Genomic DNA, 13,763 nt, shown 5'->3' with positions numbered 1-13,763 from the left:
GCATGTACGAAGGAATTGTCCAGGAACTGATCGACGAGTTCGGTCGCCTGCCGGGCATCGGTCCGAAATCTGCCCAGCGGATCGCGTTCCACATCCTGCAGACCGAGACGTTCGACGTGTCGCGCCTGGCCGAGTTGCTCACCGAGGTGCGCGAGAAGGTGCACTTCTGCGAGATCTGCGGAAACGTCGCTGAACAGCCCACCTGCTCCATCTGCCGTGACCCTCGCCGCAACCCGGCAAGTATCTGCGTCGTCGAAGAGGCGAAAGACGTGGTCGCAATCGAGCGTACCCGCGAGTTCCGCGGGCTGTACCACGTGCTCGGTGGCGCGATCAGCCCGATCGACGGAATCGGCCCGGACGACCTCCGCATCCGGCAGTTGATGCAACGGCTGGCCGACGGTGTCGTGCAGGAAGTCATCATCGCCACCGACCCCAACCTCGAAGGCGAGGCGACGGCGACCTACCTCAGCAGGCTGCTCACCGTGCTCGAGATCAGGGTGACGAGGCTGGCATCCGGTCTCCCCGTCGGTGGCGACCTCGAGTACGCCGACGAGGTCACGCTCGGTCGTGCGTTCGAGGGTCGCACCGTCGTCTCACGCTGATCCAGCGCGATCAGCCCTCGGTACGCGCGTTCACGCACCTGGTGAGTGCGTTCCGCGACGGCATCACTTCCGGTCGATGGCATCAGGTCCGCGGGGAGTTCTCGACCGCACCTGATGCTTTCGATACCGAGCGCGGCGACAGCACCGTCTCTCGAATGCGACGGGGTACCCGTGACAGCGGCATCCGTCACATAGCAACCGGGGCATGCGGGCGGCTTTAGAATGGGGAGTCGGGCATCGCCCGATCGACCCACAGGAGTTTCCGTGAGCCTTATCGTGCAGAAGTTCGGCGGTTCATCCGTCGCAGACGCCGAAAGCATCAAACGCGTCGCCAAGCGTGTCGTCGAGTCGCACAAGGCAGGCAACGAGATTGTCGTCGTCGTCTCAGCGATGGGCGACACCACCGACGAACTGCTCGACCTCGCCGCCGCCGTGTCTCCGCTGCCGCCAGAGCCGCGCGAACTCGACCTGCTGCTCTCGAGCGGGGAGCGCATCTCGATGGCGCTCCTGGCCATGGCGATCAAGAACCTCGGGGTCCCCTCACGGTCGTACACCGGCCTGCAGGCAGGCATGCGCACCGACAAGCACTACGGTTCTGCGCGCATCGTCGAGGTCAACCCGGTTCGCGTGCGCAAGGCCCTCGATGCGGGCTCCATTGTCATCGTCGCGGGCTTCCAGGGCTTCAACGACGAGACCGAAGACATCACCACCCTCGGCCGCGGAGGCTCAGACACCACCGCCGTCGCCCTCGCAGCCGCACTCAAAGCGGATGTGTGTGAGATCTACACGGATGTCGACGGGATCTTTACCTCAGACCCCCGCGTCGTTCCCCGCGCCCAGAAGATCGACACGATCACGAGCGAAGAGATGCTCGAACTCGCCGCGAACGGCGCCAAGGTTCTTTATATTCGCGCAGTGGAATACGCCCGCAGGCACGGCGTGACCCTCCACGTGCGATCATCGTTCAACAACAACGAGGGCACCCTCGTGATCAACCCGAAAGAGGGCGAAGAGATGGAACACCCCATCGTCACCGGCGTCGCGATCGACCTCACCGAAGCCAAGATCACCGTCGTCGGTGTCCCTGACGTTCCGGGGAAGGCGGCCCAGATCTTCAAGATCATCGCCTCGACAGACGCCAACGTCGACATCATCGTGCAGAACGTGTCGGCAGCGGCGACAGGCCTCACCGACATCTCGTTCACGCTCCCGCAGGATGAAGCGCACAAGGTGCTCACCGCACTCCTCGACCAGCGTGAAGACGTCGGCTTCGAGTCGTTGCAGCATGACGACCAGATCGGCAAACTCGTGCTCGTCGGCGCGGGGATGAAGGCCAACACGGGTGTGTCCGCGCGACTGTTCGAGGCGCTCCACCTCGCCGGCATCAACATCGAGATGATCTCGACGAGTGAAATCCGTATCTCCGTGATCACCCGGGCAGACAATGTCAAAGAGGCCGCGCGCGTCGTGCACGCGGCATTCGATCTCGACAGCGACGAAGAAGCGGTCGTTCACGGCGGCACGGGGCGCTAGACCCGGTCGTAGCTGCGGAGAATCGTCCGTACAGACTCCCGAAATCGCTGTTTGGGCCGCGATTTGGCAGAATTATCCGAACTTACGCACGACCGACAGCGGCCGGGCACGCACAGGAGAGAGCAAGCATGGGCAACGGAGTGAACCTCGGCATCGTCGGCGCCACCGGACAGGTCGGTGCCGTGATGCGCCGGCTGCTGGAGGAGCGGGACTTCCCGATCGCCAGCATCCGCTTCTTCTCCTCTGCACGGTCGGCTGGCAGCACCCTCACGTTCCGTGGCGAAGAGATCGTCGTGGAGGATGCCGCAACGGCAGACCCGAGCGGACTCGACATCGCACTGTTCTCGGCCGGAGCGACCGGCAGCCGTGCCCAGGCCCCGCGGTTCGCCGAGGCCGGCGCCACCGTGATCGACAACTCGAGTGCGTGGCGCATGGATCCCGACGTCCCCCTCGTCGTCTCCGAGGTCAACCCTCACGCCATCGAGGAGGCGACCAAGGGCATCATCGCGAATCCGAACTGCACCACCATGGCCGCGATGCCGGTGCTCAAGGTCCTGCACGAAGAGGCCGGGCTGAAGCGCCTCATCGTGAGCACCTACCAGGCCGTCTCCGGCTCGGGCCTCGCAGGAGCCCGCGAACTCGCGACCCAGGTGCGTGTCGCCGTCGAAGACGAGAACCTCCTCCAGCTCGTCCACGACGGGCAGGCCGTGCGGCTCCCCGAGCCGGTCATCTACCAGCGTCCGATCGCGTTCGACGTCATCCCGCTCGCCGGGTCGATCGTCGACGACGGTGAGAACGAGACCGACGAAGAGAAGAAGCTGCGCAACGAGAGCCGCAAGATCCTCGAGCTGCCTGACCTGCTCGTCTCGGGAACCTGTGTGCGAGTACCCGTCTTCACCGGCCACTCGCTCTCCATCAACGCCGAGTTCGAACGCGACCTCAGCCCCGAGCGGGCCACCGAACTGCTGGTGGATGCCCCTGGCGTCGCGCTCGCCGACATCCCGACGCCTCTGGAAGCAGCAGGCCAGGACCCGTCCCTCGTCGGACGGATCCGCGCCGACCAGAGTGCCCCGGCCGGAAAGGGCCTGGCTCTCTTCATCTCGAACGACAACCTTCGTAAGGGTGCGGCGCTGAACGCCGTGCAGATCGCCGAGCTCGTCGCCGCGCGCCTCACAGCAGGTGTCTAGTGAAATCGCCTGATCGGCGTGGTCTCAGCGAAATCGCCTGATCGGCGCGGTCAAGCGCGGCGGGATTGCTAGTGTCAGGAGCATGACCCTCCCGGCCGAGTTGCGCGCAGTTTCCCCCGGTCGCGCCCGGCTCGAGCGTTCTGTCTTCCTCTGGCAGCTCCTGTTGTCCGTCGGGGTGCTCATTCTCGTCTGCATCCTGCTCGTTCTGGGCATCGACCTGGCGAGCAAATCGACGCTGTTGCTCGGCATCGCGCTGATCTTTCTGGCGACCATGGCGGCATCCGCCGTGCCGTGGCGCAAGCTGCCGACGAGCTGGACCATCGTGCTCCCCGTCGTCGATATCGCGGGGATCGCTCTCATCCAAGACGGTGAGCCCAGCCTCGGGGCGTCGTACTTCTACGTCTTCCCGGTGATCTGGCTCGCCACCTACTACGGGTTTTTCGGCGCGATCCTCGGCCCGCTGTTGTCGAGCCTCGCTTTCGTGGCGGTCTGGCTGTTCGGCACAGTGGCTGTGAGCACGACGCCGCAGCTCTTCGTCCTGCCGATCGTGCTCGCCTTTGTTGCGACCGCCAGTTACATCGGCACCAGGAAGAATCTGGCCCAACGACGGCTGCTTCGGCAGCAGGCCGTGCTGCTCGAGGATGCGTTCGAAGGCACGCGCGCCCAGGAGCGGACGCTCGACGAGGTGCTCAACGCCGTCACCTTCGGAGTCGTCGCGTACGACCGGAACGCTCGACCCACGATTGTCAACCGTGCGCACCGTGAGCGGCTGCGTGAGTTCGGCTACGGCGATGACGTCGTGGTGCCTGAAACCATCTACCATGCCGACCGGCTCACCCCGTTCGCTGAGGAGGACCGGCCTCATCGTCGTCTCGCCCGCGGTGAGAGTTTCGACGACGTCGTCGTCTGGTACGGCGACCCGGGTGGACACCGGAGCGCTCTTGCGGTCACCGGACGTTTGCTCACCGGCAAGGAGGGCCAACAGGATGGTTCGGTATGGGTCTCCCGCGACATCACCGCGGAACTCGAGGCCATCGGCGCCCGCGACGACCTCGTCGTCTCGGTGTCTCACGAACTGCGGACGCCGCTCACCTCCATCCTCGGCTACCTCGAGTTGGTGCTCGATGGGGAGGACGTCGACGAGGAGGTCCGAGCGCACATCGAGGTCGCCTTGAAGAATGCCGACCGGATGCTGTCGCTCGTCTCCGACCTGCTCGTCGCCTCGAACGACGAACAGGTGGGGTTCCTCCTCAACTTCGCCCCCACGGACGTGGCCGTCATCGCCAAGCAATCCATTCAGGCACTCAAGCCGATGGCCGAGGAACGCAAGATCTCGCTGCTGCTCACGTCGATCGGCGACCCGATCGTCGAGGCTGACGAGTTCCGGCTCCGCCAGGTCATCGACAACCTCCTCTCGAACGCCGTGAAATACAACAACCCGGGCGGCCGGGTCAGTATCGCGGTCATCGGTGATATCGACGAGGTGGAGATCTTCGTGTCGGATACCGGTCGCGGCATGACCGATGAAGAGCAAAAGAACCTGTTCGAGCGTTTCTACCGGGCCGAGTCCGTACGTAACACGACGATCCACGGCACCGGGCTCGGTCTCAGCATCAGCCGCGAGATCGCCAGGGCACACGGTGGCGACGTCCGGGTGTCTGCGAGCAGCCCCAGTGGAACGACAATGGTGGTCACCCTGCCACGAGAGAAAGACGAAGACGCTTAACCATGGACTCAGCGACCAATGCCTCGTCGGTGTTCGATTTGCAGACCCTCCTGATCACGAGCGGAATGATCGTCGCGATCTGTGGGGTCTCCTTCATCGTGAACACGGTGTTCGGGCGCAACGATCCGCCCGGACGCCTGTGGAGTGCGGCCTTCACCGCAGGCATCCTCACGACGGTCTCCTTCGCGGTGTGGGGAGCGACCCCGGCCGCATGGTGGGCGATCGCCGTCGGAAACGGCTCCCTCGTTCTCGCAATGGGATGCGTGTGGGACGGTTCCCGTCTCTTCAACGGACGGTCGTCGCGGTTTCTCATCGTCGCGGTCGGCGCAGGGCTGACCGGCGTCGCCGCTGCTGTTCAGGGCCCAGACGGCGGCGACTGGGCAGGGGGCGTCGTCATGCTGTTCGGGGTGGCGCTGTTCGCAACGCTCGCGGGCATCGAAGCGCTGACCGGGCGGATGCGCCGCAAACTGAATGCACGCATCCTTGCCTCACTCATGCTGATCGTCGGTGCCTACTACGCGACACGGGGAGTGGTCTTCATCGTCGCGTCTCCGGAGAGCGAGCTGTTCCGGGACTTCTTCGGAACCGAGGTGACGACGTTCGTCACGATCCTTTTCGTCATCGTCGCGTCGACCTCGATGTCGATTCTTCGGGCGGACCACGTGGCCGCGGACAGCCGTCTCGAGGTCGAGCAGATCGGCTGGAACGGCATCCTCCCCGGTCCGCTTTTCGTCTCCGCCGCGGTCGACCGGGTGCGCCGTGCCAACCGGGTCGGCGAACGCACCTTTTTCGTCGGAGCTGAGATCGACAACCTCGAGGACATGAACACCGCATTCGGTCGTTCGTTCGGTGACGGAGCGATCGTGTCGTTCATGTCGATCCTTCACGATCACCTGCCGGCGACGGCGCTTCTCGGCGACCGCCAGGCTGGCCGGTTCACCGCGATCATCCACGCTGAGAGCCTTGAACAGGTGCACGGCATCCTCGACGACGTTCGTGCCGCTCTGGTCGAGTCGCCCATCGAACCGGCGAGCGGGCTGCGGCTCAGCGTCAGTTGGGGAGTCATCAAGCTCGACGGTGGAGAACCAGACATCGAGGCGCTCACGACCGAGGCGCACCGGCTGGTGCGCGACGCGCGTGCCGCCGGGGGCAATCGCATCAAGATGCAGCCGGTCACCTAGCGCGAACGGGCACCGTCAGCGCCCAACCGGGCGACCGTGGGCGAGAATGAGCCGTACGACCTCGATGCAACGGTCCATGGAACCCATCAGCTGCGGGTGATCGAACCGGTGGTACCGGTAGCCCAGGAGAATGAGCTCTGTGTCGCGCTGCCGGTCGACGTGCATCTGGTTGATGTCGGCGTGGGTTCCTCCGTCGAGCTCGATCACCAACCAACCGTCGATGAGCACGTCGACATGGCCGACTCCCCGGATGAACACCTGAATATCCACTCGCCAGCCCTGCGCTTCTGCGGCGAGGCGGAACAGAGTCTCGATGCCAGACATGGCGCCGCGTCGAGAGCGTTCGAGTGTGCGTCTCTTCCGGTGCGGCACCAGGTTGGCGATGTCGCGGACGAGCGCGTCATCGATCAGCCCCTGGTAGCGTGCGCTCTCCAGGGAGGCGATGGCATCCGGAGTCTCCTCGTTGCGAATAGCCTGCACGAGCGCGTCTGGCACGGAGACACGCCACTGAACGTCGGTCACGTGCTCGAACCATTCCGGGGCTGTGATGCGGTGCTCGCCTCGACGAACCGGCGGAAGGCGGCTGGACTGCGACGAAGCCTGCACCCACAGGCCCGAGTTGCGGCTCACCCACACCCCGTAACTTCGCAGGGCTGATGCCGCGGCAAGCTTGCCGCCGAGGCGGACGGCGCGGACGGCTTCAGGGTGGGCGGCTCGGGCCGCGAGCCAAGGCCGGCGCACGATGGTGAGCTGTTCGTCGGTCATGGCATTTCGGATTTGCCGCACCGTATAGCCGAGTTCGACGAGTTGGCTACGCCGTGCGAGATTGCCGAATCGGCGCATATCGAACAGGAGGTCGCGGGTCATGACCTGAGTATGAGAGTTGTGGTCCGAGCGTGGGGAGCTAGGGGTAACCGGTGGAGCATCTTGCCGCAGCTCACGTGTGTGCAGGACTGGGCGGTGTCACGCTCAACAGGTGTGCCGTCTCAAAAGGGGCGGATCAGCCTGTCGAGCGTTACACAACCCCGTTTACGCCTGTCGGGCGTGACGCGAGGCACCCGCCCGGGCCAGCGCCGTCACCGCCGCAGCATAAGCTAGAACCATGACCTCTTCCAGCCCGGTGGATGTCGCACTCATCGGTGGCGGCATCATGAGCGCGACGCTCGCATCCCTCATCAAGCAGCTCCAGCCGGACTGGACCATCGAGATTTTCGAACGCCTCGGCGACGTCGCCGAGGAGAGCTCCAACCCGTGGAACAACGCGGGCACTGGCCACGCCGCCCTGTGTGAACTCAACTACATGCCCGAGGGCAAAGACGGTTCGATCGACCCGGCCAAGGCGATCAGCATCAACGAGCAGTTCCAGCTCAGCCGCCAGTTCTGGTCCTCGCTCGTGGCGCGCGGCATCCTGCGCGACCCCTCCACCTTCATCAACTCGACCCCGCACATGACCTTCGTACAAGGTGAGAAGAACGTGCGCTATCTGCGTGAGCGCTACAACATCCTCAAGCAGCAGCCGCTGTTCAGCGACATCGAGTACTCCGAAGACTCCCGCGTCATCCACAAGTGGGCACCCCTCCTCATGAAGAAGCGTCTCAAGGGCGAGCCGTTCGCGGCCACCCGCGTGGCATCGGGCACCGACGTCGACTTCGGCTCGCTGACCCACCAGCTGATGGAAGCGACGACCGATGCCGGCGCGACCCTCCGCCTCAACACCGAGGTCCGCGGACTGAAGAAGCAGAAAGACGGAACATGGCTCATCAGCCACCGCCAGCTCGTGGGCAAGACGCCCGGCGAGATGCGCGCACGATTCGTGTTCGTCGGCGCGGGAGGCTGGGCGCTCAAGCTGCTGCAGAAATCCGGGATTCCTGAGATCAAGGGTTATGGGGTCTTCCCGATCTCGGGTCAGTTCCTGCGCACGGACAACCCGAAGATCGTCGCCGAGCACCAGGCCAAGGTGTACAGCCAGGCTGCGGTCGGCGCCCCACCGATGTCGGTTCCGCACCTCGATGCACGCGTCGTCGACGGCGACACCAGCCTGCTCTTCGGCCCGTACGCCGGCTTCAGCCCCAAGTTCCTCAAGAACGGCTCGATTCTCGACATCGTGACGCAGGTGCGTCCGTCGAACCTCCTGCCGATGCTCGCGGTCGCGAAAGACAACCCGAGCCTCATCAGCTACCTCATCGGTGAACTCCTCGCGAGCAAGGCGAAGAAGTTCCGCTCACTGCAGGACTTCATGCCGACGGCCAAGCCCGAGGACTGGTACCTCATCACGGCAGGCCAGCGCGCCCAGGTGATGAAGAAGGACGAGAAGAAAGGCGGCGTTCTCCAGTTCGGCACTGAGGTCATCGCCGCCGGCGACGGCAGCATCGCCGGGCTCCTCGGAGCGTCCCCGGGAGCATCGACCGCTGTTCCGATCATGCTCGACGTGCTGAAGAAATGCTTCCCCAAAGAGTTCCCCTCGTGGGAGCCGCAGATCACCGCGCTCATCCCGAGCTACGGAACGACGCTCAACGACAACCCGACGCAGGCGCAGGCCGTGCTCGCAAAGACCGGTGAGGCGCTCGCGATCACGCACTGACCGGCTCCGCGCGCCCGACTGCGAGCCTCACTCGACGCTTGATATGAGGCCCGCCCTCAAGCGGATCTGGCCCTAGCACCGGTCCCCTCTTTGGGGGAACCCCCTCCGGGCAAGTGTTGAGCAATCCTCATCAGCGGAGGTATCCTTACCCGAACGGGGGGTCTCGCCAGATGCCTCGGTGATGCGTGTGTCCCTTGCACCGTATCGGCATGGTGACACCCTCTCGGTGTCGGAGGGTGATGGTCGCTGTGGGTGCAGCAGTTGGTTCCAACAGAAGATCCGGGACGCTCTCGGTTCTCTACAGTTTTCCCGGTGCCTTCGGCGGTCCAGGGTTCGGGGCGATCGCCTGGCATCAGGTCGATGAACTCGTTCGGGCCGGGCACGAGGTCACACTCGTCGCAGCGAGCGTCGCTCGGCCGATGCCCGGCATCCGTTCGATCGTGCGGTCACTCGACCTTGTCGGCCGGGGCATTCCTGAGCGCACGATCGGTCGTGCGCGTGCCTACGCGTGGCACGACTTCCGCGCTCGCCGGGTACTGGCGGCTGGGGAGTTCGACATCGTGCACACCTGGCCCCTCGCCGCGGCGCGCACACTCGAACTCGCGAACCGGATCGGTGTCACCGGCATCCGTGAGGCTCCGACCACGCACCTGACCAACGCCTGCACCGTGGTGAGCCGCGAATACGCCCGGCTGGGCCTCGCGATCCCGTCGGCCTGGGCCAAATTCGGTGAGGGTGACCGGATTGAACTCGAGGAGCGTGAATACGCCGCGGCGACGGCGCTGCTTGTTCCATCGGATGCCGTCGAGCGCTCGTTCCTGGCGCGCGGCTACGAACAGAACCGCCTGATCCGGCACCAGTACGGGTTCGACCCCGCGAACATCCGTGTCCCTGTCCGCGAAGCGAACCATCCATTCACCGCCGTCTTCGTCGGTCGGGGAGTCCCGCGCAAAGGGCTGCATTACGCCCTCGAGGCGTGGCTGGCGTCCCGGGCGAGCGCAACCGGTCGACTGCTGATCTACGGGGCGTTCGACCCCGACTACCGTGAGTTGCTTCGTGCATCGCTCGCGCACCCGTCCGTCACCGTCTGCGGCCCGACCGAGAAACCAGGAGCCGCGTACGCGAAGGCCGACGTTCTGCTGCTGCCGAGCGTTGAGGAGGGCAGCGCCCTCGTCACGTACGAGGCCCAGGGCGCCGGCGTGATCCCCCTCGTGTCGTCGGCCAGCGGAGCCGTCGTCGAACACGGCGTCAACGGACTCGTGCACGATCCGGGTGACGTGGCCACGCTCACCGCCCACATCGAGTTGCTGTTCGATCAGGAGAAGGCCCGCCGTCAGCTGCGCTCGGCGGCGCTCGCCGAAGCCCAGCTTCTCACCTGGTCTGTGGCCGGTCGGGTGCTCGTCAAGGCCTATCGGATCGCAATGGATCGACCGGTCGATGGGTACTACGGGCAGCCATCCGAACAGCTGTCGTCCACCTGGGGCAGCGACGCCGCCGTCTCATAGGCGCCGCTAAACTCAAGCCGTGGCAAAACTCTACTTCCGCTATGGCGCGATGAACTCCGGCAAGAGCACGGCACTTTTGCAGGCGGCGTTCAACTATGAGGAGCGCGGGCATCACGTGCTGCTTGCCAAACCGGCGATCGACACGAAGGCGGAGTCGAGCATCGAGAGCCGACTCGGCGTCACCCGCCCGGTGGATTACGTCATCGAACCGGATGCCGACGCCTACGCCCTCTTTCAACATCACCGCGCAGAGGCGCTCGCGGTTCACGGCGCAGATGTGAGTTGCCTGCTCATCGACGAGGCGCAGTTCCTCACCGACGCACAGGTGAACGACCTGTTGCGCATTGCCCTGCTCGAGGGGATTCCGGTGCTGGCGTACGGCATCCGCACCGACTTCCAGACGGTGGCCTTTCCAGGAAGCCGGCGTCTGCTCGAGGTCGCACACAGCCTCGAAGAACTCAAGACGATCTGCCGCTGCGGCCGCAAGGCGCTCTTCAACGGGCGCCGGGTCGGTGAGCGGTTCATCTTCGACGGCGACCAGGTCGCGATCGACGGCGTCGAGGTCACCTACGAGTCACTGTGCGGCGTGTGCTACCTGCAGGAGTCGGCCGGGGCGCTCGGCCCCGTGCGCTGACCGACGCCGAAAAAACGAGCTGCGCACGCTCAAAGTCAATGCCCCTGCCCCTTATTGGTGGTCTCCGGCCTTCTGCATAAGCTTTCCGAGGCCCGGGCAACTGCACGGGCCTCGTACGGATAATCTCCGTCCCCCAGTCAGGAGATCACCATGACAAACAACACCAACACCACGCACAACGAGCACACCACCGCCCGTCGCATCGTGGAGAAGTCCGCATTCAAGACCACCGAGTTCTGGGCCTGGATCGTCGTATCCCTGGCCATCCTCATCTCCTCGGCCATGGTCGACAACGGCGAAGACGGACAGGGCTTCGGCGCTGACCACGCATGGCAGTATGTTGCCTTCGTGACCGTCGCGTACATCCTCAGCCGTGGCATCGCCAAGGCCGGTCACCGCTCGCGCGACAACCGCAACTAGTCAGACCCGGCGACCTCATGGTCGCTGTGCGGTAAGCCGTCTTGGCCGGTGTCGAGACGGCTTACCGCATCCCTGTTCTACCCCCCTCACGTGACCGAAGCCGGAAAGTAAGCTGATCCCATGACCGACACGACGGACTCCACCGACACGACTTCTTCGAGTGAGACGCAGGCGTCGCGCACCCGGGTGGCCGCAATGGTCTACAACCCCATCAAGGTCGACCTCGACGCCATCAAGGCAGTCGTCGAGACTGAGCAGAAGGCTGCTGGTTGGGGAGAGACCCTCTACTTCGAGACCTCCGTCGAAGACCCGGGCCAGGGTGCAGTGAAGAAGGCGATCGAAGCCGGCGTCGACATGGTCATCGTGGCCGGTGGAGACGGAACCGTCCGTGCCGCCGCCGAAGCGATCCACGACACCGATGCCTCACTCGCCCTGCTGCCTTCTGGCACCGGCAACCTGCTCGCGCGCAACCTCGAGCTCACGCTCGACGACCTCGAGCACTCGATCCACTCCGCTTTCACCGGCAAGGACCGGGATGTCGACCTCGGACTCATCGACATCCGTCACGGTGACGACTCTCTCACCAAGCACGTCTTCCTCGTTATGGCCGGTCTGGGCCTCGACGCGAAGATGCTCGCGAACACCGATGAGGAGCTCAAGGCCAAAGTCGGGTGGCTCGCCTACGTCGGTGCGATTTTCAAAGCGCTGACAGACAAGAACGAACTGCGGGTGCGTTACCAGCTCGACGAGGCCAAGACGAAGTCGGTGCGTGCGCACACGATCATCGTCGGCAACTGCGGTTCGCTGCAGGCCAACGTCCTGCTACTGCCAGACGCCGCGGTCGACGACGGGCTCTTCGACATCCTCATCCTCCGACCGGAGAACATCTTCCACTGGATGCAGATCTCGTTCAAGATCCTCTGGGAGAACGGCGTACTGCACCGCACAGCGCTCGGCCGCAAGATGCCGACGAAGGATGTCGACGCCCTCAACTACGTCAAGGGCAAGACACTGACCATGCGTCTCAGCCGGGCAGAAGAGATTGAACTCGACGGAGACGGCATGGGCGACGCCAAGGCCGTGAAGGTGCGCATCAAGGCCAACGGCCTGACCGTGCGGGTTCCGCAGGACGCGTAGACGGATGCCGCGGGGCGCTCGTCGCCTCGCCCGCCATGCAGGTCGCGAGCGGATGCTGCGCCCGCTAGCAGAGCCGGCCCACTCCGTCGAGTCCCCTGACCTCGGTCGCAGGCAGGCGTAGTGTCGAACACTCGATCAAGGGAGCTCCATGGAATACCGCACACTCGGCCGGTCCGGCGCCGTCGTTTCAGCGCAGGCACTCGGCACGATGACATTCGGAGCGGAGGCCGACGAGGCCACCTCCGGAACGATTCTCTCCGCCTTCATCGATGCTGGGGGAACCTTCATCGACACCGCAGACGTCTACAGCTCAGGCGTGTCAGAAGAGATCATCGGGCGCTGGCTCGCCAAACACCCGACCGAGGCTCAGCAGATCGTCCTCGCCACGAAGGGCCGCTTTCCGATGGGAACCGGGCCCAACGACGTCGGGCTGTCTCGCCGGCACCTTCGGGCGGCTCTCGACGACTCCCTCGCCCGGCTCCAGGTCGACCACATCGACCTCTACCAGATGCACGCCTGGGATGCCATGACGCCCGTCGACGAGACCCTCCGATTTCTCGACGACGCGGTCACCGCAGGAAAGATCTCGTACTACGGGTTCTCCAACTTTCTGGGCTGGCAGCTGACCAAGGCGGTTCATGTTGCCGCTGCCAGCGGCTTCACCGCGCCGGTGACGCTGCAGCCCCAGTACAATCTGCTCGTGCGCGACATCGAGCACGAGGTCGTTCCTGCCGCGCTCGACGCCGGCATCGGGCTGCTGCCGTGGTCGCCGCTCGCAGGAGGCTGGCTCAGCGGCAAGTACGAGCGCGACGTCGCCCCGACCGGGTCAACCCGGCTCGGCGAAAACCCGGAACGGGGCATGGAAGCGTGGAAGGCCCGCAACGCCGCCGAGCGTACCTGGCGCGTTCTCGATGCCGTGACCGAAATCGCTGACGCGCACACGGCATCCGCGTCGCAGGTGTCGCTGGCGTGGCTCGGTGCGCAGCCGGCGGTCACTTCGGTGATTCTCGGTGCCCGAACCGTTGAGCAGTTGACCGACAACATGGCTGCGGTCGACCTCGATCTCAGCGCGGACGAGTTGCAGCGACTGACCGATGCCAGCGCGCCGCAGATGGACGACTACCCCTATGGCACCGCCGGTGTTCAGCAGAGGAATCGTCGCATCGAGGGCGGTCGCTAGCTGTCGTTGCACGCTCAACAGGCGACGTCGGTCGAAAAGGGCCGTTTTCTCCTGTTGAGCGTGCGTTCAGGCCCAAA

General features: G+C 64.8%; 12 protein-coding genes. 11 read left to right on the top strand and 1 reads right to left on the bottom strand.

What is annotated here, in order from left to right; all coding sequences use genetic code 11:
- Positions 1–2: 2 nt before the first annotated feature.
- The 5 genes from recR (at position 3) to IWX78_RS00280 (ending at position 6,229) form a co-directional block, all read left to right on the top strand.
- A complete protein-coding gene (gene recR / locus IWX78_RS00300; protein ID WP_196831414.1) occupies positions 3–602 on the top strand; it encodes a recombination mediator RecR in 600 nt (199 codons plus the stop codon).
- A 264-nt stretch (positions 603–866) separates the two neighbouring features.
- Positions 867–2,135 (top strand): aspartate kinase, encoded by a 1,269-nt coding sequence (locus IWX78_RS00295; protein WP_196831413.1) that lies wholly within the window; start codon positions 867–869, stop codon positions 2,133–2,135.
- Between the two features lie 128 nt (positions 2,136–2,263).
- On the top strand, positions 2,264–3,322 hold the full coding sequence (locus IWX78_RS00290) for an aspartate-semialdehyde dehydrogenase (RefSeq protein ID WP_196831412.1): 1,059 nt from the start codon (positions 2,264–2,266) through the stop codon (positions 3,320–3,322).
- An 82-nt stretch (positions 3,323–3,404) separates the two neighbouring features.
- A complete protein-coding gene (locus IWX78_RS00285) occupies positions 3,405–5,048 on the top strand; it encodes a sensor histidine kinase (protein ID WP_196831411.1) in 1,644 nt (547 codons plus the stop codon).
- A 2-nt stretch (positions 5,049–5,050) separates the two neighbouring features.
- Entirely contained in the window at positions 5,051–6,229 is a 1,179-nt protein-coding gene (locus tag IWX78_RS00280) for a GGDEF domain-containing protein (protein WP_196831410.1), read from the top strand.
- A 15-nt stretch (positions 6,230–6,244) separates the two neighbouring features.
- Here the strand turns inward: IWX78_RS00280 and IWX78_RS00275 are convergent, their stop codons facing one another.
- Complete coding sequence (locus IWX78_RS00275) at positions 6,245–7,096, bottom strand: endonuclease domain-containing protein (RefSeq protein WP_196831409.1); 852 nt, start codon at positions 7,094–7,096, stop codon at positions 6,245–6,247.
- A gap of 235 nt (positions 7,097–7,331) precedes the next feature.
- Between IWX78_RS00275 and IWX78_RS00270 the strand changes: the two genes are divergently transcribed.
- From IWX78_RS00270 to IWX78_RS00245, 6 genes are all read left to right on the top strand, one after another.
- Positions 7,332–8,810, top strand: coding sequence for a malate:quinone oxidoreductase (locus IWX78_RS00270; protein WP_196831408.1), 1,479 nt, complete (start codon positions 7,332–7,334; stop codon positions 8,808–8,810).
- A 248-nt stretch (positions 8,811–9,058) separates the two neighbouring features.
- Positions 9,059–10,315 (top strand): glycosyltransferase family 4 protein, encoded by a 1,257-nt coding sequence (locus IWX78_RS00265; protein WP_196831407.1) that lies wholly within the window; start codon positions 9,059–9,061, stop codon positions 10,313–10,315.
- A 19-nt stretch (positions 10,316–10,334) separates the two neighbouring features.
- Positions 10,335–10,949, top strand: coding sequence for a thymidine kinase (locus tag IWX78_RS00260; protein WP_196831406.1), 615 nt, complete (start codon positions 10,335–10,337; stop codon positions 10,947–10,949).
- A gap of 150 nt (positions 10,950–11,099) precedes the next feature.
- Positions 11,100–11,369 carry a hypothetical protein gene (locus tag IWX78_RS00255; RefSeq protein ID WP_196831405.1) on the top strand — a complete coding sequence of 90 codons (270 nt, stop codon included), beginning with the start codon at positions 11,100–11,102 and terminating at the stop codon, positions 11,367–11,369.
- A 120-nt stretch (positions 11,370–11,489) separates the two neighbouring features.
- Positions 11,490–12,506: a diacylglycerol/lipid kinase family protein gene (locus IWX78_RS00250; RefSeq protein ID WP_196831404.1), complete on the top strand. Its 1,017-nt coding sequence runs from the start codon at positions 11,490–11,492 to the stop codon at positions 12,504–12,506.
- A 148-nt stretch (positions 12,507–12,654) separates the two neighbouring features.
- On the top strand, positions 12,655–13,686 hold the full coding sequence (locus IWX78_RS00245; protein WP_196831403.1) for an aldo/keto reductase: 1,032 nt from the start codon (positions 12,655–12,657) through the stop codon (positions 13,684–13,686).
- The last annotated feature ends 77 nt before the right edge of the window (positions 13,687–13,763 follow it).

This window comes from Mycetocola sp. CAN_C7, assembly GCF_015752285.1.
GTDB lineage: Bacteria > Actinomycetota > Actinomycetes > Actinomycetales > Microbacteriaceae > Mycetocola_A.
This window is presented reverse-complemented; position numbering and strand designations above follow the sequence as displayed.